The sequence below is a fragment of the Sphingobium sp. B2D3A genome (assembly GCF_025961795.1).
GTDB lineage: Bacteria > Pseudomonadota > Alphaproteobacteria > Sphingomonadales > Sphingomonadaceae > Sphingobium.
Genome location: NZ_JAOQOI010000001.1, coordinates 1,174,611 through 1,196,963, shown reverse-complemented (window position 1 = coordinate 1,196,963; position 22,353 = coordinate 1,174,611). Strand labels below are relative to the sequence as shown.

Annotated in this window: 22 protein-coding genes; 6 read left to right on the top strand and 16 right to left on the bottom strand. The window is 64.8% G+C overall.

The features are described from left to right. Nucleotides 1-60 precede the first annotated feature (60 nt). From M2337_RS05535 to xseA, 3 genes are all read right to left on the bottom strand, one after another. Nucleotides 61-3,039 (bottom strand): TonB-dependent receptor plug domain-containing protein, encoded by a 2,979-nt coding sequence (locus M2337_RS05535; RefSeq protein ID WP_264571996.1) that lies wholly within the window; start codon nucleotides 3,037-3,039, stop codon nucleotides 61-63. Nucleotides 3,040-3,572: 533 nt separating this feature from the next. Further along, a complete protein-coding gene (locus M2337_RS05530; protein WP_264571995.1) occupies nucleotides 3,573-4,484 on the bottom strand; it encodes a M23 family metallopeptidase in 912 nt (303 codons plus the stop codon). Nucleotides 4,485-4,529: 45 nt separating this feature from the next. Then, a complete protein-coding gene (xseA, locus tag M2337_RS05525) occupies nucleotides 4,530-6,044 on the bottom strand; it encodes an exodeoxyribonuclease VII large subunit (protein WP_264571994.1) in 1,515 nt (504 codons plus the stop codon). Between xseA and purD the strand changes: the two genes are divergently transcribed. Next, on the top strand, nucleotides 6,043-7,326 hold the full coding sequence (gene purD / locus M2337_RS05520) for a phosphoribosylamine--glycine ligase (RefSeq protein ID WP_264571993.1): 1,284 nt from the start codon (nucleotides 6,043-6,045) through the stop codon (nucleotides 7,324-7,326). The genes xseA and purD overlap by 2 nt on opposite strands. A 10-nt stretch (nucleotides 7,327-7,336) precedes the next feature. On the opposite strand, the gene M2337_RS05515 is transcribed toward purD, so the two are convergent. After that, complete coding sequence (locus tag M2337_RS05515; RefSeq protein WP_264571992.1) at nucleotides 7,337-7,873, bottom strand: TetR/AcrR family transcriptional regulator; 537 nt, start codon at nucleotides 7,871-7,873, stop codon at nucleotides 7,337-7,339. 89 nt (nucleotides 7,874-7,962) lie between these two features. On the opposite strand from M2337_RS05515, the gene M2337_RS05510 reads away from it, so the two are divergent. Next, the gene (locus M2337_RS05510) at nucleotides 7,963-8,580 is read left to right on the top strand and encodes a glutathione S-transferase family protein (protein WP_264571991.1); all 618 of its coding nucleotides are present in this window, start codon (nucleotides 7,963-7,965) and stop codon (nucleotides 8,578-8,580) included. Nucleotides 8,581-8,603: 23 nt separating this feature from the next. Here the strand turns inward: M2337_RS05510 and M2337_RS05505 are convergent, their stop codons facing one another. Continuing rightward, nucleotides 8,604-9,899: a hemolysin family protein gene (locus M2337_RS05505; RefSeq protein WP_264571990.1), complete on the bottom strand. Its 1,296-nt coding sequence runs from the start codon at nucleotides 9,897-9,899 to the stop codon at nucleotides 8,604-8,606. Nucleotides 9,900-10,087: 188 nt separating this feature from the next. On the opposite strand from M2337_RS05505, the gene M2337_RS05500 reads away from it, so the two are divergent. Beyond that, a complete protein-coding gene (locus tag M2337_RS05500) occupies nucleotides 10,088-10,762 on the top strand; it encodes an OmpA family protein (RefSeq protein WP_264571989.1) in 675 nt (224 codons plus the stop codon). 54 nt (nucleotides 10,763-10,816) lie between these two features. Here the strand turns inward: M2337_RS05500 and M2337_RS05495 are convergent, their stop codons facing one another. The 7 genes from M2337_RS05495 to M2337_RS05465 all read right to left on the bottom strand — a co-directional run bounded on the left by M2337_RS05495 (nucleotide 10,817) and on the right by M2337_RS05465 (nucleotide 15,523). After that, a complete protein-coding gene (locus M2337_RS05495; protein ID WP_181558674.1) occupies nucleotides 10,817-11,437 on the bottom strand; it encodes a MarC family protein in 621 nt (206 codons plus the stop codon). Further along, nucleotides 11,434-12,147: a hypothetical protein gene (locus M2337_RS05490; RefSeq protein ID WP_264571988.1), complete on the bottom strand. Its 714-nt coding sequence runs from the start codon at nucleotides 12,145-12,147 to the stop codon at nucleotides 11,434-11,436. The genes M2337_RS05495 and M2337_RS05490 overlap by 4 nt, the downstream gene beginning before the upstream one ends. Continuing rightward, a complete protein-coding gene (gene folD / locus M2337_RS05485; protein WP_181558672.1) occupies nucleotides 12,144-13,040 on the bottom strand; it encodes a bifunctional methylenetetrahydrofolate dehydrogenase/methenyltetrahydrofolate cyclohydrolase FolD in 897 nt (298 codons plus the stop codon). Before folD ends, M2337_RS05490 begins: the two co-directional genes overlap by 4 nt. Further along, a complete protein-coding gene (locus M2337_RS05480) occupies nucleotides 13,037-13,360 on the bottom strand; it encodes a DUF167 domain-containing protein (RefSeq protein ID WP_264571987.1) in 324 nt (107 codons plus the stop codon). The genes folD and M2337_RS05480 overlap by 4 nt, the downstream gene beginning before the upstream one ends. A gap of 13 nt (nucleotides 13,361-13,373) precedes the next feature. After that, nucleotides 13,374-13,667, bottom strand: coding sequence for a YggT family protein (locus tag M2337_RS05475; RefSeq protein ID WP_181558670.1), 294 nt, complete (start codon nucleotides 13,665-13,667; stop codon nucleotides 13,374-13,376). A gap of 108 nt (nucleotides 13,668-13,775) precedes the next feature. Continuing rightward, entirely contained in the window at nucleotides 13,776-14,690 is a 915-nt protein-coding gene (argB, locus tag M2337_RS05470; RefSeq protein ID WP_181558669.1) for an acetylglutamate kinase, read from the bottom strand. Between the two features lie 149 nt (nucleotides 14,691-14,839). Further along, nucleotides 14,840-15,523 (bottom strand): queuosine precursor transporter, encoded by a 684-nt coding sequence (locus M2337_RS05465; RefSeq protein WP_264571986.1) that lies wholly within the window; start codon nucleotides 15,521-15,523, stop codon nucleotides 14,840-14,842. 182 nt (nucleotides 15,524-15,705) lie between these two features. On the opposite strand from M2337_RS05465, the gene M2337_RS05460 reads away from it, so the two are divergent. Both M2337_RS05460 and M2337_RS05455 read left to right on the top strand, forming a co-directional pair. After that, on the top strand, nucleotides 15,706-16,938 hold the full coding sequence (locus tag M2337_RS05460) for a NupC/NupG family nucleoside CNT transporter (RefSeq protein WP_181558667.1): 1,233 nt from the start codon (nucleotides 15,706-15,708) through the stop codon (nucleotides 16,936-16,938). Nucleotides 16,939-16,960: 22 nt separating this feature from the next. Then, on the top strand, nucleotides 16,961-17,629 hold the full coding sequence (locus M2337_RS05455) for a glutathione S-transferase family protein (RefSeq protein WP_264571985.1): 669 nt from the start codon (nucleotides 16,961-16,963) through the stop codon (nucleotides 17,627-17,629). Between the two features lie 188 nt (nucleotides 17,630-17,817). Here the strand turns inward: M2337_RS05455 and M2337_RS05450 are convergent, their stop codons facing one another. After that, entirely contained in the window at nucleotides 17,818-18,282 is a 465-nt protein-coding gene (locus M2337_RS05450) for a cupin domain-containing protein (protein WP_264571984.1), read from the bottom strand. A gap of 119 nt (nucleotides 18,283-18,401) precedes the next feature. Here M2337_RS05450 and dapE point away from each other — a divergent pair, with 119 nt between their 5' ends. Further along, nucleotides 18,402-19,556 carry a succinyl-diaminopimelate desuccinylase gene (gene dapE / locus M2337_RS05445; protein WP_264571983.1) on the top strand — a complete coding sequence of 385 codons (1,155 nt, stop codon included), beginning with the start codon at nucleotides 18,402-18,404 and terminating at the stop codon, nucleotides 19,554-19,556. Nucleotides 19,557-19,689: 133 nt separating this feature from the next. Here the strand turns inward: dapE and M2337_RS05440 are convergent, their stop codons facing one another. From M2337_RS05440 to M2337_RS05430, 3 genes are all read right to left on the bottom strand, one after another. Beyond that, complete coding sequence (locus tag M2337_RS05440; RefSeq protein WP_264571982.1) at nucleotides 19,690-20,328, bottom strand: PEPxxWA-CTERM sorting domain-containing protein; 639 nt, start codon at nucleotides 20,326-20,328, stop codon at nucleotides 19,690-19,692. A gap of 205 nt (nucleotides 20,329-20,533) precedes the next feature. Further along, complete coding sequence (locus M2337_RS05435; RefSeq protein ID WP_264571981.1) at nucleotides 20,534-21,097, bottom strand: Smr/MutS family protein; 564 nt, start codon at nucleotides 21,095-21,097, stop codon at nucleotides 20,534-20,536. Nucleotides 21,098-21,099: 2 nt separating this feature from the next. Then, on the bottom strand, nucleotides 21,100-22,299 hold the full coding sequence (locus M2337_RS05430; RefSeq protein WP_264572361.1) for a murein transglycosylase A: 1,200 nt from the start codon (nucleotides 22,297-22,299) through the stop codon (nucleotides 21,100-21,102). Between the last annotated feature and the right edge of the window lie 54 nt (nucleotides 22,300-22,353).

Sequence of the window (22,353 nt, the reverse complement as noted above, 5' to 3'; positions counted from 1 at the left end):
GGCAAAAGAAAAGGCCGGGAGGATCACTCCTCCCGGCCTTTTTCTGGGTTCCGACGTCGCTTAGAAAAGCTTCGCCTTCACACCGACATAGAACGACCGGCCAACGGCGCTGATCGGGTACGCAACACCACCATCATCCGGCTTGCGATCGCCAAGATTGTTGATGCCACCATAAATGTCGAACCGATCGTCTACATTGTAGCTGGCGTAGATGTTGTGCTCCCACTTGCGGTTGTACCAGATGTACTCGGCAGGTGCGTAATCGGGATTGGCCTGCTCTTGCTTGAGCGTCACCCGGCGCGTCTTCGACCACCACTCAAGACCATAGTTCAGCGTGAACGGGCCCTTTTGCCAGGTCAGATCGAAGTTCGCGGTATACTTGGGAGCAGGATATTCCCAATTATGCAGCTCGTTCTCCAGGTCCGCGCCCGCGCTGGGCACGAACTGAAGCTTGTTCAGAACATTGCCCGTAACACGGAAGTTGAAAGTGCCAACGTCACCTTCAGGAACGAACCGATAGTCCACAACGAAGTCCAGACCGGACGTCTCATAAGACGCGACGTTCTCCGGGATGACTGTGAAGGTGCTGATATAGCCCTGGCCCGCGCCGGACGCCCTGCGGGCGATCACGTCACAATAGATGTTGTCGAGATCCGGCTGATCGTAGCACAGGTCAACGACGTCCTGAGCCGTCGAGTAGTTGATCGCCTGCTTCAGACGGATGCTATACCAGTCGGCAGTGATCGTCAGGCCCGGCACGAAGGTCGGACGGAATACCACACCTGCGGTCCAGGTCTTTGCCGTTTCTTCCTGAAGGGTCGGATTGCCGCCCTGGAAGCCCAGAATGCTGCTGTTCTGAGGAGAGGTTGCATCGTCTGCGGGATTGAAAGTGGAAGGATCAATCCCCACCCCGGCAAGAGCCGTAGCGCAGTTCGCTGCACGGTACTGGGTGCCTTCGGCCACCCGGTCGATGCCGCAGGGGTCCGTAATGAACTCATACGTACCACTTCCACCAGCAAACAGCTCGGTGATGTTGGGTGCGCGAACAGCCTGCGAGTAAGTGCCACGGAAGGTAACGTCGCGAACTGGTGAATAAGAGCCGTTGACGTTCCAAGTGGTCGTGCCTCCGACCGTCGAGTAGTCGGAATAGCGGATGGCACCACCCAGTGACAGTTCGTAGGCACCCGGCACCCGCGCCAGCAGCGGAAGATTGATTTCGCCAAACACTTCCTTGACGTCGAAGCTGCCCCGGTCAACTCGCGCGAACCCGGAATCCATGAGATATCCATTAAGCTGGAAATCCGAAGGAATGAAGACGCTCGATTCCTTGCGATATTCGGCACCAATCGCGAATCCGACCGGCCCGCCGGGGAGCTCGAAGAAGCTTCCCGTGTCGCCAGAAAGCGCTGCAGTCACCACATTCTGGCGAAGCCGCGACCAAGTAGAGTGATCCACAGTCACGAAATCGAGAGCCGCCTGCGACGGAGTACCGTAACCCAGAATGTTAAGCGGGACGCATTGCCCCGGCTGGAAGGTCAGCGGAACGCCCGAATAGACCGTGTTGTTGTAGCTGGACGACTGAATTTCCGTCTGGCCGGGCAGATTGATGCGGCAAGTGATGCCACCATTACCGTCGGAAACCGCATCGAGCGCTGCATAATAGCGGTCGGTGATACGGTCGTTGCGGTTCGTCGAGGTTTGTGTCGATTGGCCGAAGACATACGACAGGTCGTACCGCAGGTTGGAACTAAGGTCACCGCGCACACCAACCACGGTGCGGAACAGTTCTCGGTCGAGTTCGTACCGACGAATGCCAAAATCGAAGTTGTCGCGACTGATCGTCGCGTCACCGCTTACCAGCGAGCCGTAGCGCTGCTGTAGAAACGCGTTGTCTTCATACAGCGTCGTATAGAAATCGTATGTCGGCTGGGACAAAGTGTGCGCCTTGGAGCGGACATACTTGCCTTCCAGATAGATTTCCAGAGCCGGGCTCACCTCGAACCGAGCCATCGCGTTTGCTATGTGACGGCGGTTATAGGGCAGATAGTCGCCATAATAGCTCTCACGAGGCGTGCTCGATCCACCGACGGTGAAGCTGGTGCCCGGCACGTAGCTACCCAGATCGTAGACACCGCCTTCGCCCGTGAAATCAGGGGTGAAGTCGCCGTCGAGATCCACCGCGCCACCGATCGAGCTGTCTGCCCAGCGCAAGTCAGTCATCAGGATACGATCAGGCACATTCGGATCATCGGCCGAAGAGCCCGGCGTCCCATCGGCAGGGTTGCGAACCAGCGCCCAGCTGGGGCCTGTCTTGCCATAGTTGAGGCGCTGGCGCTGGCTGAAGCGGTCCGTTTCGTTAAACTCGTAGGACAGCGTGATGTTGCCGCGGCTGTCAGCAAAGTTCTTGCCGAAAGTGGCGGCAACAAAGCGGTCGCCCGCATCGCCGCGCTGAGAAATACCCGACTGCGCGCGAAGCCGAAGACCGTCGAAGTCCTTCTTCATGATGAAGTTGACCACACCGGAAACGCCGTCGGCGCCATAAACTGCAGAAGCACCGCCAGTGAGCACGTCGACGGACTCAACGAGATCGGTGGGAATGGTATTGATATCGACCGCAGCCGTACCCGGATACCCCGCCACATGGCGGCGGCCATCCACGAGAACCAACGTGCGATTAACACCAAGATTGCGCAGATCCAGGTTGTTCACGCCAACCAAGCCCGCGTTGGGCAGGTTGGAGCCCGCCACATCAATGTTGGACCGCGAACCCAGCAGCGCCGGTGAGGTGACCAGATAATCCGTCAGATTAACGTTACCGCGCCGTTCGATCTGATCGGCCGTCACGGCCTGCACGGGGTTCGGAAACGAGAACTCGGGCCGCGCGATGCGCGAGCCAGTCACAAGGATGACTTCACCATCCTCGGCGGCATCCGCATTCTGCGGCTCCTGCGCATGTGCGGCGGAGCTCAGCATGGCGAGGCCGAGCGCGGCAGGTGCAGCTGCCAGCTTCAGCAATGTTTGCGATGTTATTTTCTTCACGATCCAGTCCCTTGCTCTGGAATTTGCGAACTGCGGCCGGGAATATCCGGTCGCACGAAACGCGGGGATCGTGCGTCGCCCTCTCGGTCTCCCGACGACAACACGCGTGGCCCCTGCGCTATATGGCCGTGAAACTGTGCGGATTGGTTAAAGGTGTAAAGCGCAGGTGCAGCATGAGAGGGCTATTTTCCCGTACATGTCACATTCATGCAACAAAATCGCCGATCCGGGTGCGTCCGCGCCCTGCGGTCCGCTGTAACAATATTAGCGGCGATTTACACAGCACGACACAAATCGTCCCGAACCGCAGTTTTCCTAGAAACTATTTGTTAATCTTCTCAAGCTGCAGTTCGAGGGAATATGGAATTCGTGACGAAATCGGAGCGACTCATGGGCCAGCTTTCCGTAGCGTCCGATGCGCCAAGAGGCATTTTGGGTCTGCTTCACCCGCCACTGTGGCCTTTGCACATCGTGTTGCAATGCAGCAAAAGAGACCGACGGCCGGACGCTACGGCATCCAGCCTGACTATCTATCAGCGGGCCGCGTGGCCCTGTACCAGCGGTAACGGATCAATCCGCGCATCGTTCCACTTCATGCTCCAGTGCAGATGCGGACCGGTCACGCGGCCCGTCGCGCCGATCTCGCCGAGCGGCTGGCCCTGGCGCACCACATCGCCTTCCTTCACCAGCAGCCGATCGCTGTGCAGGAAGGCGCTGTTGAGGCCCATGCCATGATCGATGATGAGCAGCTTGCCCTCCAGCGTGAACGGCTCTTCGCTGGCCAGCACGACAACGCCGTCCGCCGGCGCGACATAGACCGTGCCCTGCCCACCGGCGAGATCGAGCCCGCTATGATAGCTGCCCGGCGTGCCCCGATAGATGCGCTGCGAGCCGAACACGCCGGAAATGCGCGCTTTCACCGGCCAGATGAATGTCTGCCGCCAGCCATTGCTCAGTTGCGGATCACCCCGGGCGGCAACGATCCGCGCCAGTTCGCCCGCACGCCGTTGCTGGAATTCCTCGCTGGTGGCGCTGCCCGTGATCGAGGCATTGACGTTCTGGATCTTCCAGTCCCCCCGCGCGATGGTCAGCACGCGCCGTTGCTTGCGCCCATCACGCCCAGTCGCTTCCAGCGTCATGGTGGCGGGAGCATCGCGGTCCAGCCCGATGATGAAGTTGCCCTCGGCGTCCACGGCCACCGGCACGCCATCGAGCGTAAGACCCAGCGTGCCGACGGGGACGAGACCGCGCAGCAGCGCGCCTTGCCGGGGGGTGCCGCGAACCTGCAACGTGGCCGGCCCTTGCGGTAGCGCGAGATCGGGCACGTCCTCGATGGGCAGCGCGCTGGCTTCCGGCGGCGGTGCCTGGACCGTCGCACAGCCGGCCAATGCGGCGAGCAGACCTCCCGCCAGAACAGAACGAGAGCGGAAGCGGAAACCTGTCATGCCGCACTCATGGCCGCGCGGCTGGCGCGATGCAAGGGCGCGCCGTCAGTCGAACAGGTCGGTCTGCCGCGCTGGCGTAGCGGAAGGGGCCGCCTTGCGCGCCGGCCGGGGCGCGGACGGTGGCGGCGCGGAGGACGGGAAGGCCGGCGCCGGAGAGTCGCCACCCGCCGCATCGGGCTGCGTCATTGCGGCCACCTCATCATGCTCGAACTTGAGCGTTACCCGCCCGGCCGCGCGCGCTTCCTCGGCAGAGCGGACCAGCCGGCCTTGCGCCATCACGCGGGCGAAGCCACGCTTGAGCGGCGCATCGGGATTAAGCGACTGGGCCAGCCGCCACAGCCCATCCAGCTGCCGCCGCGCGTCGCCCAGTCGGCGCTCGAGCACCAGCGGTGAGAGCCGGACGTTGGCAAGCTTCTGCCGTTCCCGCGCGAGGTGGCTCTGCAGCAATGCGGGTCGCAATGCGCCGGATGCGTCCGCTAACTCGTGCCGCGCCCGGCTCACCCGGTGGGAAAGGCCGCGCCGCAGCCGGTCGCCAAGATCGTCCTCGCGCTGGCGAGCCTGCGCCAGCAGCGCATCCGGGCGCGGTAGCAGCCGCCGCTGTGCTTCCAATCGCTCGCGGCTGCGGTCCAAGCCGCGCGCCACGCAGCGCTGCATCCGTGCGCGTAGCTCGGCGACCTGCACGGCGAGGTCGGCGCGGACCGGCACGGCCATTTCCGCAGCAGCAGTGGGCGTCGGCGCGCGAAGATCGGCAGCGAAATCGCACAAGGTCGTATCCGTCTCATGGCCCACGGCGGAAATGACGGGAATCGGTGACTCCGCCACCGCCCGCACCACGACTTCCTCGTTGAACGACCACAAATCCTCAATCGAGCCGCCACCGCGCGCCACGATCAGCACGTCGGGGCGCGGGATCGGGCCATCGGCCGGCAACGCGCCGAAGCCACGCACCGCCGCTGCCACCTGTGCCGCTGCGCCCTCCCCCTGCACCAGCACGGGCCAGAGCAGCACGCGGCTCGGGAAGCGATCGGCAAGCCGGTGGAGAATGTCGCGAATCACTGCGCCGGTGGGCGAGGTCACCACGCCGATCACATCGGGCAGCATGGGGATCGGCCGGCGCTTGGCGGGATCGAACAGCCCTTCGGCAGAGAGGCGCGCCTTGAGCTTCTCGAAGAGCTGCATCAGCGCGCCCTCGCCGGCCAGCTCCATGCTCTCGATGACGATCTGATATTTGGAGCGCCCGGGGTAGGTCGTGACCTTGCCGGTGACGATCACATCCAGCCCGTCCTCGGGCCGGAAGGCGAGCCGGCCCGCCGTACCTTTCCACATCACCCCGTCGATCACCGCCGCATCGTCCTTGAGGCAGCAATAGACGTGGCCGGAGGCAGCCCGCTTGAAGCCCGAGATCTCGCCGCGCAGGCGCACGAAGCCGAAACGATCCTCCACCGTGCGCTTGAGCTGGGCGGAGAGTTCGGAAATGCTGAGCGCGGTCAGATTGTCCCCCGCGCGCTCCTGCGCTAACAGGCGGCCGGACGCATCCTCACTGACGGAAAAATCGCTCATGAATATCCTTTTGCTCGGCGGTGGCGGGCGCGAACATGCCCTCGCCTGGAAGCTGGCGCAATCGCCGCTCTGCACCGGCCTGTTCGCCGCACCGGGCAACCCCGGCATAGCCGAGGCGGCGCGCCTGGTCGATATCGACCTTGCCGATCATGCCGCCGTGATCGATTTTTGCCGCGCCAACAGCATTGGCCTCGTGGTCGTCGGCCCGGAAGCGCCGCTGGTGGACGGCATTGCCGACAGCCTGCGCGCGGTCGACATCCCGGTGTTTGGACCGAGCGCCGCTGCCGCCCAGCTTGAAGGCTCCAAGGGCTTCACCAAGGATCTCTGCCGCGATGCCGCCATTCCCACGGCCGGCTATGTCCGCTGCACCAGCGCCGAGATGGCGCTGGCGGCGCTCAGCGATTTCAGCTTGCCGGTGGTGGTGAAGGCCGATGGGCTCGCCGCCGGCAAGGGCGTCATCATCGCGCAGACGCGCGAAGAGGCCGAAGAGGCGATCCGCGACATGTTCGGCGGCAGCTTCGGCGCATCGGGCGCGGAAGTGGTGCTGGAAGAATTTATGGAAGGCGAGGAAGCCAGCTTCTTCGCCCTCACCGATGGCACCAACGTCGTCGCCTTCGGCTCGGCGCAAGATCACAAGCGCGTGGGTGAAGGCGACACCGGCCCCAATACCGGCGGCATGGGCGCCTATAGTCCGGCCTCCGTGCTCACACCTGCCCTGCAGGATGCCGTGATGGACCAGATCATCCGCCCGACGGTGACGACGCTGGCCGCGCGCGGCACGCCTTATTCCGGCGTGTTGTTCGCGGGGCTCATGCTCACTACGGACGGCCCCAAGCTCATCGAATATAATTGCCGCTTTGGCGACCCGGAATGCCAAGTGCTGATGATGCGGCTGACCAGCGATCTCGTCGCGCTGCTGCTCTCCGTCGCGCAAGGGACGCTCGACGAGGCCAGCGGCCCCAGCTTCGCGCCCGACCCGGCGCTCACCGTGGTGCTGGCCGCGAAGGGCTATCCCGGCACGCCCGAGAAAGGCGCGCCCATCGCGCTTCCGATGGCGCCCGATGGTGCCAAGATCTTCCACGCCGGCACGACGCTCAAGGACGGGCAGCTCGTGGCCAGTGGTGGCCGGGTGCTGAACGTCACCGCGCGCGGGGCCACGGTCACACAGGCGCGTGACGCCGCTTATGCGCTGGTCGATCAGGTCGATTTCCCCGGCGGCTTCTGCCGGCGCGACCTCGGTTGGCGGGAAATCGCGCGGGAGAAAGACGCGGCGGCAGGTTAGGCGCCGCCGTTCAGACGCGCGCGATCCTGTTTACGAAAAGGGTCAATACATCACGAACGCGCGCCGCCTGCTCCGGCCCACCCGGAGCGGATTGGAGAACGGCAAGGCCATGAACCAGCGCCCAGCAGGCGAGCGCAACAGCCTCGGCGTCCTCGGGCGCCAGAGCCACGACCCGATCGTACAGGACGCCGAAGGCACGCTGCCTCGCCGGACTTTCTTCACCGGCGCGTGTGCCTTCGCGGAACATCAAATCGAACAAACGTCGGTTCGTTATTGCAAATTCAAAGTAGGCCAAGCCCTGCGCAACTAGCGCAGGAGCGCCGGCCTTTGCGGCGTCCGCAGCCTTGAGCTGTGCCTCAAGCATAGCAAACCCGCGCTCGGACACGGCCTCCATCAGTGCCGCCTTGTTCGGGAAATGCCGATAAGACGCCATGGCCGATACGCCAAGGCGCGCCGCGAGATCGCGCAGACTGGGTTCCGGCTCGTCTGCAACCAACGTCGCCACTGTTTCGTTGACGAGGCAATTCCTCAAGGACGCGTCTTTCAAGATTGTTTACACCGTAAGCATGATGAAGTATGTTTACACTGTAAGCATACCTTCGCGCCTTGCAACACGATTTGCCATGGAGCCTCTCAATGATCGTCCACCATCTCAACAACTCCCGCTCGCAGCGCATCCTGTGGATGCTGGAGGAGTTGGGGCTGCCCTATGAATTGCGCCGTTATGAGCGCGATCCCGAAACGATGTTCGCGCCCGCTGCGCTCAAGGCGGTGCATCCGCTCGGCAAGTCGCCGGTGCTGGAAGACGAGGGCCGCACGCTGATCGAGAGCGGCGCGATCGTCGAATATCTTGTCGAGAAATCCGGCCAGTTCGGGCCGCCCGATGACGCTGACGGAAAGCTGCAATACCGCATGTTCCTGCATTATGCGGAAGGCTCGATGATGCCGCCGCTGCTGCTCAAGCTCGTGCTCTCCCGCATTCCGCTGGTCGGCAAGGTCGCCGTCAAGCGCATCCAGCCGATGATCGACGTACATCTCGATTATGTCGAAGCCGAGCTGAGTCGGCGTCCGTGGTTTGCCGGCAACCAGATCAGCGGGGCCGATGTGATGATGAGCTTTCCGCTGGAGGCCGCACGCAGCCGGGGCGGGCTGGACGAGAGCCGTCCCGCGACCATCGCCTGGCTGGACCGGGTGCAGTCACGGCCTGCCTATCAGCGCGCGCTGGAGGCGGGCGGGCCTTATGCCTATACCTGATCGAACGGGCGCGGGCGCGCCGGTCAGTCTTCCGCGCTGACCAGCAACTTGTCGATCTTGCGCCCGTCCATATCGACGATTTCGAACCGCCAGCCCTGCTCGCTGAAATGCTCGCCCTCTTCAGGCAGGTGGCGCAGCACGGCCAGCGCAAAGCCGGCAACGGTCGCGTAGTCGCGGTCTTCGGAGAGATCGAGGTCGATGCGCTCGGCCAGCGCGTCGATGGCCATCTGGCCGGAGACGAGCAGGCTGCCATCCTCCCGCTCCGTGACCATCGGCTGGGTATAGAGATCGCTGTCCGACGCAAACTCGCCAGCGATGGCGGACATGAGATCGGCCGGGGTCACAATGCCTTCGAAATGGCCATATTCGTCATGCACCATCACCATGGGGGCGTCGGCCTCCCGCAGGCGGTTGAGGGCGTCCATGGCATCCACCTGATCGGGCACGATGGAGACCGGGCGCATCAGCACCCGCAGATCCAGTGCCTCGCCCCGGAACAGTGCCGCCATCACGTCACGCGCCTGTACGACGCCAATAATGTCCTCCACGCTGCCCTGCGCGACCGGCAGGCGGGTGTGCGGGGTGGCGAGCAGCTTCTCGCGCAATTGCTCGGCGCTGGCATCGGCATCCAGCCAGTCGACATCGCGGCGCGGCGTCATCACTTCGCGCACCGGCCGGTCGGCCAGCCGCACCACGCCGGAAATGATCGCGCGCTCGCTTTCCTCGATCACGCCGTGCCGGCTCGCTTCCGCCACGATGAGCTGCAGTTCCTCCGCCGTCACATGGTCCGAGCCTTCGCGCTTGAGGCGCATCAGCTTGAAGATGACCTCGCTGGACTGATCCAGCACCCAGACGATCGGCGCGGCAACGCGCGCGAGCATGATCATGAATGGCGCGACGACGCAGGCCAGCGGCTCGGGATTGCGCAGCGCAAGCTGCTTGGGCACCAGCTCGCCGATGATCAGCGAGACATAGGTCGTCGCAACGATCGCAACGCCAAAACCTGTGTTCTGGGCCAGATTGGGAGACATGCCGAGATAGGCGAAGATCGCGCCTAGCGGGCCGCCGAGCTTATCGCCCGAATAGGCACCCGCGAGAATGCCGATGAGCGTGATGCCGATCTGGACGGTGGACAGGAAGCGGCCCGGCTCCGCGCTGAGGCCCAGCGCGGCCCGTGCCCCATGCTTGCCATTGCGGGTCATGGCCTCCAGCCGTGGCCGGCGTGCCGAGACAATGGCCAGTTCGGACATGGCAAAGACGCCGTTGAGCGCAATCAGCGCGAGGACGATGGCGGCATCGAGCCAGGGAAAAGGCGGCATGGTCTCTTCTAAAGGGGTTGTTGGCTGAAAGCTTAGCGGCTTTCGCTACGGAAAGCCACTATGCAACATCGCGGGCAACATCGCAGGTCCGCAAGAGTTCCCTCGTTCAGGAACTAATCAGGTTCCCGCGCCGTTAATGGCGGGGTTCCCGCGTAACAGCGTGGGAGGCCAGACTTGAGGAGATAATCATGAGCCTTCGCAGCCATTCCCCCTTCGCCCTTGCCGGTACCGCTTTGGCGGCCCTGGCCCTCTCCGGCTGTGTGACCGATCCCGAAACCGGCAATCGGACCATTTCGAAGGCCGCCATCGGCGGCGTCGGCGGCGCGCTCGGCGGCTATCTGCTCGGCGACATTTTGGGCGGCCGCAACGACCGCACGGAGAAGATCGTCGGCGCGGGCATTGGTGCCGTGGCCGGCGCGGGCGTCGGCGCTTATATGGATGCGCAGGAGAGGAAGCTGCGCCAGCAGACCGCCGGCACCGGCGTCGATGTCGTTCGTCAGGGCGATGAATTGCTGCTCCGCATGCCGTCCGGCATCACCTTCGCGACCGATCAGGCCACGGTGCAGCCGCAGGCACAGTCCACGCTGGATCAGGTGGCCTCGACCCTTGCGGAATATCCCAAGACGATGATCGACGTGCTGGGTCACACCGATTCCGATGGCAGCGAGGCTTACAATCAGGCGCTCTCTGAGCGTCGCGCGCAGGCCGTCGCCAATTATCTTGGCCGGCGCGGTATCGACCCCATCCGCATGGCGACGATGGGCTATGGCGAGACGCGGCCGGTCGCCAGCAACGAAACGGCTGACGGCAAGGCGCAGAATCGCCGCGTGGAAATCAAGATCGTGCCCGCCGTCGCGAGCTGAACTGCATGATGGGAAGGGTCGGGGAGCGTGTCTCTCCGGCCCTTCCCTCTCAAATCAGAGAATGCTCTGGCGCAATCCGTCGATCACGAACTGCACCGCAAGCGCCGCGAGAATCACACCCAGCAAACGGGTAATGACCGCCTCCACCTGACCACCGAACACCCGCATGATCGGGCCGACCGCCAGGAGCGCTGCCAGCATCAGCAGCAGATTGGCCGCGAGCGCGAAGAGCACGATCGCCGTCTCCTGCGGACCCGTCGCCCGCGCCATCAGCAGCATGATCGTCGCGATCGACCCCGGCCCGGCGATCATCGGCATCGCCATCGGGAAGATGGCGACATCCTCGATTTCCGGCGTTTCCTTGATCTTCTGCGCGCGGTCTTCGCGCCGCCGCGTCCGCGTCTCGAACACCATATCCATGGCGATGAAGAAGAGCATGATGCCGCCCGCGATGCGGAACGCCTCCAGCGTGATGCCGAGCGTCCGCAGGAACGCTTCTCCCGCCAGCGCGAAGGCCAGCAGGATGCACGCCGCCACGATCACCGCCCGCACCGCCATGCTGCGACGCTGGGCGCCGCTCGCGCCAATGGTGAGGCTGCTGAAGATCGGCGCCGTGCCCGGCGGGTCGATGACGACGAACAGCGTGATGAACGCCGCGAGGAACAGCTCCATCATCGCGCGCCCTCCGCTACCGTCTCCTGAATGGCCCGCTCCTCACCGGCACCGCGACGCAGGAAGACCTCCAGCGTCCGCGCATCGCCGCTCACCGTCCATGTCCAGCGCAGCGACCCGTCCTCGGACTGCGCCGACCCGCTGGCCGGCGGCGGGTCCGGCAGGCGCACAATGTCGCGGTCGCGATCGCGCCGCTCCAGCCGCTCACCCCGTCGCGCGCAATCGGCAACGGAGGCCTTGATCATGCCGTCCGCCTCGCCGCTCCATGGCGTGTCGCTGGTGGCCGTCATCACCCATTTATAATCACCCTTGCGCTGCTGCCGCCAAAGGGTGACGAACCGCGCCGCTTGTCCGTTTACGCGCTCCAGCGACCCGGTCGCGGCGGCATAGCTGCCATCGCAGGCGATGAAGATCTGCTGCGGGTTCCAGCGCACCGGCCGGGCGGGGTCCGTCTGCTGCTTAAGCCAGGCTTGGGCATTGAGCGGGCCGGGCGCGAAGATCACGGCGTCCTTGTCGGCCAGCTTGCGCAGTGCCGTCCATTGCCCCTCCTCGCGCGCCTGCCGGGCCATGCCCAGTTCGGCGGCGACGATGGCGCTGGGATTGGCCGTGCCGACGCCGACGCTCGGCATCATCTGGCGCTGACTTTGCGCAGGACCAGCCGCCACGCCCAAGGAGAGCGTGGCGAGCAAGGCAAAGGCAGCGCTGCGGATCAAAGGCCCTTGGGTGCGGGCAGACCCGCGCGGACGTGCGCGGCAACCAAAGTGTTGCGCAACAGCACCGCGATGGTCATCGGACCGACGCCACCCGGCACGGGCGTGATCGCCGCGACATGGTTGATCGCCTCGGCGGTGGCGACGTCACCGACGATCTTGCTCTTGCCGTCCTCATCGCCCTTCACGCGATTGATGCCCACGTCGATGACCACGGCGCCCGGCTTGATCCAGCTGCCCTTGACCATTTCCGGTCGGCCGACCGCCGCGACCACGATGTCCGCGCGGTGGACCACACCGGCCAGATCATGCGTGCGGCTGTGCGCCACCGTCACGGTGCAGCTTTCCGCCAGCAGCAGCTGCATCATCGGCTTGCCGACGATGTTCGAGCGACCGATGACGACCGCTTCCTTGCCGGAGAGGTCGCCCAGCTCGTCCTTGAGCAGCATCAGGCAGCCAAGCGGCGTGCAGGGCACCAGAGCGGTGGGATCGCCCACCGCCAGCTTGCCGGCATTGACGACATGGAAGCCATCGACATCCTTGGCGGGATCGATGGTGGCGATCACCGCCTTGTCATCGAGATGGGCAGGCAGCGGCAGCTGGACGAGAATGCCGTCCACGCTGTCGTCCGCATTCAGCTCTTCGACCAGCTCGATCAGCTCTTCCTGGCTGATCGTGGCGGGGCGCTTGAACTCAAGGCTGTTCATGCCGATTTCGACCGTCGCCTTGCCCTTGGAGCGGACATAGACGCTGCTCGCCGGGTCTTCACCGACAAGCACCACCGCGAGGCCCGGCTTGCGCCCGGTCTTCTCCACGAAAGCGGGGACTGCCTCAGCCATCCGCCCGCGCAGCTTCGCCGCGAATGCCTTGCCGTCGATTTCCTTGCCCAAACTCATGTCGCGCTTCGCTCCTTCTCAGCGATCTCTCTCAAAGACTGTTCCGTGTGCGGATCAGCACCCGCAATGCGCAGGCGCTTTAGCCGGTTGGTATCCCCTGTCTCCAGCAAAATCGACGATCCGGGCACGCGCAGATGTCGGGCGAGCAGCGTCAGCAGGGCAGCATTGGCCTTGCCTTTGTCCGGCGGCGCGGTGACGCTGGCCTGCAGCCAGCGTTGGCCGGCGGCATCCGTGAACGTTCCGCCAAGGCGAGCACGCGCAGCCTTCGGCGTCAGGCGAATCGCCAGCAGCAGGTCTGCGCCGTCACGACGAAGCGGCACGGCGCACGTCCGCTCAGAGCAGCAGGCTTGCCAGCGCGGTCAGGCCCGGCCCCTGCAGGATGATGATGATGATGAGCACGACCATCGGCGAGAGATCGAGCGCGCCCAGGTCCGGCATGATCCGGCGGATCGGCCGATAGAGCGGTTCGGTCAACCGGTCGAGCGCGACCCAGATGCTGCGCACGATATCATTGCTGGTGTTGATCACGTTGAACGCGATCAGCCAGCTCAAGATGGCCTGAACGATGATGATCCACCAGGCGACATTCAGCAGGATCGCCAAGGTCTGGATAAGGGCAACGGCCATGGTTCGTCCTGTGGTGGAAGTTGAAAAGAGTTTAGCCCAGCGGGCCTAGCGGCTGCAAGTTGCTTGAGGGCGGTGATTTTCTACCGCCATAGCCCCCCGCGCCGCGCGTTACAGATGCACCAACGTGCCAGCGCCCTGGCGGGTGAACACCTCCAGCAGCATCACATGCGGGATGCGCCCATCCAGAATGACTGCCGCTTCCACGCCGCCCTCGACAGCCTTCACGCAGGTTTCCACCTTGGGAATCATGCCGCCGGAAATCGTGCCATCCTCGACCAGACCGCCGATCTTCGCCGGGGTCAGATCGCTCAGCAGGTCCTTGTCCTTGTTCAGCACGCCCGCCACGTCGGTGAGCAGGAAGAAGCGCTTGGCGCCGAGTTCAGCGGCGATTGCGCCCGCCATCGTATCGGCGTTTACATTGTAAGTGTGCCCGTCGGCGCCAATGCCGACCGGCGCGACCACCGGGATGATGCCGTCGCGCGAGAGGCTGTCGAGAATGCGCCGGTCGACCTTCACGGGGTCACCGACAAAGCCGAGGTCCACATTGCGCTCAATGCCGCTGTTCGGGTCCGGCTCGCGCTTGCCGCCGACCTTCTCGCACAGCACCAGGCCGCCATCCTTGCCGGAAATGCCGACCGCGCGGCCGCCCGCCTGGGCGATCCAGCCGACAATCTCCTTGTTGATCGATCCGGCCAGGACCATCTCGGCGATCTTCGCGGTTTCCTCGTCGGTCACGCGCAGGCCGTTCACGAACTTGCTCTCGACGCCCAGCTTCTTGAGCATCGCGCCGATCTGCGGCCCGCCGCCATGGACGACGACGACATTGATGCCGACCATCTTCATCAGCACGACATCCTCGGCGAAATCGCGCGCGGCCTCCGGGTCGCCCATGGCGTGGCCGCCATATTTCACGACGAACGTCTCGCCGGCATAGCGCTGCATATAGGGCAGCGCCTCGGTAAGGGTCTCGGCCTTGGCCAGCAGGGCGGGATCGGGTGCGTGATCGGTCATGCGCGGGCGCATAAGGCTTTGCGGCCCACGCTGCAAGAAAGGAGGGGATTAGGTAGGCCCCATCTCCCTTGCCGTCCGTCCTGAGCCTGTCGAAGGACTGTCCTTCTTCTCGCGTCGAAAAAAGACCAAGGCTTGGACAAGCTCAGCCCGAACGGATTACATTACCGGTCGAGCCGGCGCCCCAGTGCCACGAACGCATAGATGACCGGCGGCACCAGCAACGCCGAGAGCAGAACCTTGGCGAGCATCTGCCCCACAAGCAGCGCTCCGATGGGGAAGACGCCGTAAAAGGCGATGGTCACGAACAGCAGCGTATCGACGATCTGCGAGAGCACGCTTGCCGTGCCGGCGCGCAGCCACAGCAGCCGGCTTCCCGCCTGCCCCTTGAGCGCGGCGAAGATGGTGACATTGAGAATCTGCGAAATACCGTAAGCGACGATACCGCCCGCCCAGATGCGCGGTGTGCCGGACATGATCATGGCGAAGGCCGCCTGCCGCTCCGGCGCCATTTCATGCGCGGCGGGCAGGGCCAGCACGACCACGGAGAGCAGGATCGAGACGATCAACGGGATGAAGCCCAGCAGCACCAGCCGATTGGCAACAGCCCGGCCATGCAGTTCCGCCACTGCGCTCGAGACGACGACCAGCAGGAGGAAGGCGAAGATGCCGGCTTCCACTGCCAAGTCCCCCAAGCCAAGCGCCGAGCCAATCGCGCCGAGCGGCCCGAGCGAAACCTGTTTGTTGCCGAGAACACCGGCGATGCAGACCATGCCACCATAGAAGACGGACAGGACGAACAGAGAGCGGGCGATGGGTGCGGACGAGGCCGGAGCGGGTGCAGTCATCCCCATCGCTTAATGGCTTTGCAGCGAGGCGGGAAGAGACCCTGTGCGCGACATGCCACGCGCCGCCGTGCAACGACACCCGGCGCCGCGCAGCCGATTGCCGCGCTGCAGCGCGCCTGTATAAGCGATTCGCGCTGATGGCCGTTTGTCGGGCCATGCGAACAGGGGACAGCCGCCACTCCATGCCCATCCTCATCGGCCTCGTTGGCATCGTCGCGATTCTCGCCATTGCCGTGCTGCTCTCCGGCAACCGGCGCGCCATCCGCCTGCGCGTGGTCGCCGCCGCCTTCGCCTTGCAGGCCGGCATCGCCCTGCTCGTTCTCTACGTACCCGCCGGCAAGGCCGCCATCGCCGCCATGTCGCATGGCGTGGGCAATCTGCTCGGCTATGCGCAGGCCGGCACGAACTTCATCTTCGGGCCGCTCGCCCGGCCGGAGGTCGGCGGCACCAGCTTTGCCATCGCCGCCCTGCCCGTCATCATCTTCTTCGCGAGCCTCGTCTCGATCCTTTACTATCTTGGCATCATGCAGTTCGTCATTCGCTGGGTCGGCGGCGCCATCCAGAAGGTGACGGGCATCTCCCGCGTGGAGAGCCTGTGCTGCGCGGCCAATGTGTTCGTCGGCCAGAGCGAAAGCCCGCTCGTCATCCGGCCTTATCTCGCCAGCCTCACGCCCGCCCAGCTCTTCACCGTGATGACGAGCGGCATGGCCGGCGTGGCAGGCACGATCCTAGCCGCCTATGCCTCGATGGGCATCCAGATCGATTATCTGCTCGCCGCCGCCTTCATGGCCGCGCCGGGCGGCATCTTGATGGCCAAGATCATCATGCCGGATAATCCGGACGATGCCGAGATCGAGCCGGTCATCCTACCCGATGCCACCCATGAGGAGGAGAAGCCCGCCAATCTCATCATGGCGGCCGCGCAAGGCGCGCAGACTGGTGTCAAACTGGCCGTCGCGGTCGGCGCGATGGTGCTTGCCTTCGTGGCGCTGGTCGCGCTGGCCAATGGCCTGCTCGGCGGGGTCGGCAACTGGTTCGGCTATCCCGATCTCAGCTTCCAGATGCTGATCGGCAAGCTGTTCGCGCCGGTGATGCTCCTGCTCAACATTCCGTGGAACGAGGCGCAGGTCGCGGGCGGACTGTTCGGCACCAAAGTCGTGCTCAACGAGTTCGTTGCCTTTATCGAGCTGGGACAGGTGCAAGCCACGCTATCGCCCGCCACGGTAGCGATCACCACCTTCGCGCTGTGCGGCTTTGCCAACTTCTCGTCGATCGCCATCCAGATGGCGGTGACCGGCAGCCTCGCGCCTAATCAGCGGCCGATGATCGCCCGGCTCGGCATCAAGGCCCTGATCGCCGGCAGCCTCGCCAATCTGATGAGCGCGGCGCTGGCCGGGCTGATGCTGAGCCTCTGATCGAACAAGGGGAGATGTGCGGATGCTGAAGCTCATCATCGGCAACAAGGTCTATTCGAGCTGGTCGCTGCGCGGTTGGCTGGCCGCCAAGCAATCCGGCCTGCCGTTCGAGACGGTGCTGGTCCCGCTCTACGATGAGGCTTGGGAAGCCCGCAAGGCGCAGCCCGATCTCGTTGTCTCCAATGGCAAGGTGCCGACGCTGTGGGACGGCGACATTGCCGTGTGGGACAGTCTTGCCATCATCGACTATCTCGACACGCTCTCCGGCAGCACCCGCTTCTGGCCGCAGGACAAGGCGGCCTTGGCGCTTGCCCGCTCGATGGCGGCGGAAATGCACTCCGGTTACCAGCCGCTGCGCCAGACCTGCGGTATGAACACCCGCCACATCCTCCCCCCGCGCAATCTCGGCCCCGATGTCGCCGCCAATGTGGCCCGCATCACGGACGTGTGGGAACAGGCCCGCACCCGGTTCGGGGCAGAGGGCGACTTTCTCTTCGGCAGCTTCGGCGCCGTGGACATCATGTTCGCGCCGGTCGTCTCGCGCTTCGTCACCTATTCCATCGCAGTCCCGCCTGCAGCGCGCGCCTATATGGACGCCATCCTCGCCCACCCGTGGATGCGCGAATGGCTGGACGATGCCGCGCGGGAAAGCTGGGTCATTCCGCGGCTGGAGCCTGCGGGCGGGATTTAAGAACCACCACCTTCCCGTTCGTGTCGAGCGAAGTCGAGACACTACGCACTGCACTCACGTGTCTCGACTTCGCTCGACACGAACGGGAGGCTTGTGGAGTAAACTGATGCATGAGCCTGCAAGCGTGCCTGAGAACCAAAGTTCCTGGGAAGGCAGGAGCCGAGGGCGCCGCAGTCCGCATCCCGATATCAAGGCAACCGCTCGGTCCCATAAGGCGTGCCATCGCGATGCTGATAGCCGCCAGCCGTGAAGATCATGTCGATATCGGAATAGCGCCCACCGGCATCGCGGTCCCCCGCGCTCAGGCAGATGAAGGTGCAATTCGTATCGCTACGATTAACGAGATGGTGGCCATTGGCGACTCCTGCCGCCCACGCCACGCAATCGCCGGGGTGCAGGATGGTCTCGCCTTCGTCTTCGATCAGCACCGCCTGCCCGGACAGCATGATCAGAAACTCATCCTCGCCCAGATGCCAGTGCCGCTGTGAGGACCAGGCGCCCGGCTCCAGCACGACATGGCTGGCGCCCAGATGCGTCAGGCCGGCATGGCGCCCCAGCCGCCGGTGCCAGCGCCCGGCCACAGGCTCGTTGAACGGCGGCGGATAGCCCGTGCTGTTGCTCTGCTCCACCTGCTCGATCTCGATCTTGGGCATGTCGGCTCCTCCTGTCTTGCGCCCATCCTCGCTACCGCAGCGGGCCCCTTGCCGCCAGAGGGAGCGCATGGCGCCGACCTCGCTTCCCTTGGCGCGCAAGCTTGGCTAACGCAGGCGCCATGAGCAACGCCCCGTCCCTCACCGATCCTGTCGCGCTTGCCGAAGCGCTGATTGCCTGCCCGTCCGTCACACCGGCGACCGGCGCGGTGTTCGATGCGCTGGAAGCCATGCTCACGCCGCTCGGCTTCACCGTCGAGCGCTTCATCGATGGCGAGCAGCCGCACGGGCCGGTGGAAAATCTATTGGCGGTCCGCCGCACGGGCGATGGCCCGCATGTCGCCTTTGCCGGCCATCTGGACGTGGTGCCCCCCGGCGAGGGGTGGACGAGCGACGCCTTCCAGCCCGAGCGGCGCGGCGAGTTGCTCTACGGGCGCGGCGCTGTGGACATGAAGAGTTCCATCGCGGTGTTCGTCGCGGCCATCGCGCGGGCCGATGCCGAGGGCGCCCCGCTGCCCGGCACGATCAGCCTGCTCATCACCGGGGATGAGGAGGGCGACGCCGTCCACGGCACCCGCGCGCTGATGCGCCATATGGCCGAGCGCGGTGTAACGCCCGATGTCTGCCTCGTGGGCGAGCCAACGTCGGTCCAGCGCCTTGGCGACATGATCAAGATCGGCCGGCGCGGCTCGGTGAACATGTGGATCAGCGTTGAGGGCATGCAGGGCCATGTCGCCTATCCGCATCTGGCGAAAAACCCGATTTCGCCGCTGGTGCGCATTTTGTCCGCCATTGAGGCGATCGAACTGGATCAGGGCACCGACTGGTTCCAGCCCAGCAATATCGAGATCACCGACCTGCATGTCGGCAATCCAGCAACCAATGTCATTCCCGCAAAGGCCACGGCCCGCATCTCGATCCGCTTCAACGATCTGCATCGCGGCGAGGATCTGGTTGCCCGAATCCGCACCCTGGTGGAGGCCGAAGGCGGCACGCTGCGCGCCATGATCAGCGGCGAGTCGTTCTTCACCCAGCCGGGTCCGTTTTCCAGCCTGATCAGCGAGGCGATCGCCGCCGAGACCGGCCTCACACCGGAACTGTCCACCAGCGGCGGCACCTCGGATGCCCGGTTCCTCTCGGCGATTTGCCCGGTTGTCGAATTTGGCTTGCTGAATGCGACGATGCACAAGCTGGATGAGGCGGTGTCGCTGGCCGACATCGAAAGCCTCACGCGCATCTACAAGCGGATCCTGAGCGCAGCCCCAACGCTCGGTTGACCCGGCGGCTCTAGGGCGAACCGCTCAGGCAACCTTGCGCCTCACCTGCTAAACCGCCGATCCCAAAACCAAAAGAAAACGCCGCCGGTCTCCCAACCGACGGCGTTTCCCAAATCTGTCGACTGATTGAAAATCAGGCGAAGGTGACGCTCGTGGCGCCAGCGCGGCGACGCATCACGCCACCGACCAGGCCGAGGCCGGCGATCATCATCGCCCAGGTGGCGGGCTCCGGAACCGGAACGGTCGCGAGATTGTCGATCTCGAACGAGTTGCGGCTCGATTCCAGCGTCAGGCCAACGATCTTCTCGTTACCCTCAGCGAAGATCTGGAACAGGCCATTGGTGTTCGCCAGGATCTGGTTGCCGTCGGCGTCATTGGTAAAGTTGCCGCCCGGCGTGATGACGAAGCTGGAGCCACCGTCCAGCAGAACGGTCAGCGTGTTGTAGGCGTCGATCGAACCCCAGTCGAACTCCACCGCGCTGGCAGCGCCGAAGTTGATCGTCGCGGAACCGTTGGCGAGAACCGACAGATAGGAAGACGAACCGAACGTCGCATAGGCCGGCGGCGCGCCGGTCGAGTTGGACGGCGGCGTGTTGATCTGGAAGTTCGAGCCGGTGATGCCAGCCGTCGTGTCGAACTGGTTGATCACATTGTAGCCTGCCGTCGGTGCGGACGTGCCGGGGAAGTACAGGAAGGTCACGGCCTGCGCCGGGGTAACCGCGGCAAGGCCGAGGGCGATCGCAGACGCCTTGGCAAAGAGGTTCATGTTCATGTTCAACTCCCACATAAGAGGGGCAATTGTTAATCGATTCTTAACCCTCCGTCCAATGGGATTTCGCAGAAACGCGGTAAATTTCTGTCTCATTTCGGAGCGCGAATATGAACGAACGCAAATGGCGGTTTCCTGCCTGCCAGCGGGCGACATGCCAGCGCGGACATCCTCGTGCGCATGGCTATCCCGGGCCACGCGGCGCTGCCTAATTGCTGCGGCGCAAAATCACGTAGAGCGCGCCATCCCCGCCATGGCGGGGATGGGCCTGGCGAACGCTGGCGATGCGGTGGGCATGGGCGCTCCTCGCCAGCCAATCACCGATTTCCGCGCGAATCGCGCCACGTCGCCGGGTTTCGCCGGGCGCCGGGGCGGGCCGCGGCTTGCCGGTCACCACCAGCAGCACCCGCCAGCCCTGCGCGAGGGCATCGCCGATGGCCCGTTCCAGCCGGATATGCGCTGCCGCCAGATTGAGGCCGTGCAGATCGATGGCATGATCGGGAATAATCCGCCCGGAGCGAATGCGCTTCTCCCAGCTGCCGTCCAGCACGGGCACGGCGACGGGCGCCGGAGGGGATGGCGGCGGCGCCACGGGACGACTCGGTGGAATTCGGCCCTTCACCGGCTTGGGCGTATCCAGCGCCGCAGCAAAAGCCGCTGCCGAGACCGGCTCCACCGGTGGAAGCGGACGGACCCGCCGCAGGGGTGTCACCGTACGGGTCAGCTTGCCCCAGAGCGCGCGCTCATCGGGCGTGAGAACCCGCCGGGCCACGCTCAGCGGCCAGCGGTCAGGCGGGCATAGGTGCCGATCGGCAGCAGCAGCAGGGCGCTCCCCCGGGCCGACATGCCGCCGGCGATGCCGCGAGCGCGCTCACCGGCACCCCAAAAGGTATCGAAGCGATTGCTGCCCTTGATGGCCCCACCGGTATCCTGTGCGATCCAGAGCCCGTTGGGCTCGACCCGGTCGAGCGACAGCAGCACCGGCGCGCCGAGCGGCACGAAGGTGGGGTCGGCCGCGACGCTCACCTCCGCCGTCACCGGCACGCCCAGCGCACCCAGCGCCCCGGGACCGGTCAGCTCTTGGAAGAAGACGTAGCTTTTATTCTCGTTCATGATCGACTGGCCCTGCGCCGGATTGGCGCGCAGCCAGCTCATGATGTCCTGCATCGAGCCGATCTGGATCAGCCCCCGGTCTCGCATCAGCCGGCCGATGCCGGTATAATCGCGCCCATTCTGCCCGGCATAGCCGATGCGCATGATCCCGCCATCAGGCAGGCGCAACCGCCCGCTGCCCTGCACCTCGAGGAAGAACAACTCGACCGGATCGACGGCATAGGCCAGTTCCAGACCACGCCCGTCCAGCACGCCTGCGGTGATGGCCGCCCGGTCATCATAGGGCACGAAGCTGGAGCCCTGCACCTTGCCTCTGATGCGCCGACCCTTGAGGCTCTCGCTGAACAGGCCGAGATCGACCTCGATCAGATCGTCCGGCTTGCGATAGATCGGCGTCTCGCAGCCCGTGGCGCGCGTGCGGCAGCCAGCGATTTCCGGTTCGTAATAGCCGGTCGCGAACGCCTTGCCGTCACCGACCTGCACGGCTTCGAAATAGCGACGGAAGAATTCGCGCGCGTTCGCCTCGCTCCAGCTTGCCGCCGCCGCGCAGGCCGTTTGCCAGTCGGCATTGCCAGTGAGGCCGCTCTGGTCGCGGCGACGCAGCAGCGAGGAGCAGGAGAGGCGGAAGGCGCGCAAGGCTTGCCCCATCCGCTCGGATGCGGTCGGCAGGACCGTGTCGATCGCTGGCCCTGGCGTCAGGCCGGCGGCCACGGCGGGCGCCAGTTCAGCCTGATCGGGCGCAGGGGTAGGCGCAGGGGTCGGGGTAAGCGGCGGCCGGGGTGTGGCCGGTTGGGGCGGCGTGGCGGGCGAAGAAGGCCGGGAGGGGACGGGTCGCTGACCAGGCCCACCCGGCGGGATCATGCTGCCGCACGCCGCCAGAGCCAGCGCGCTTGCCAGAGCGGAAAGCTGCTTGAA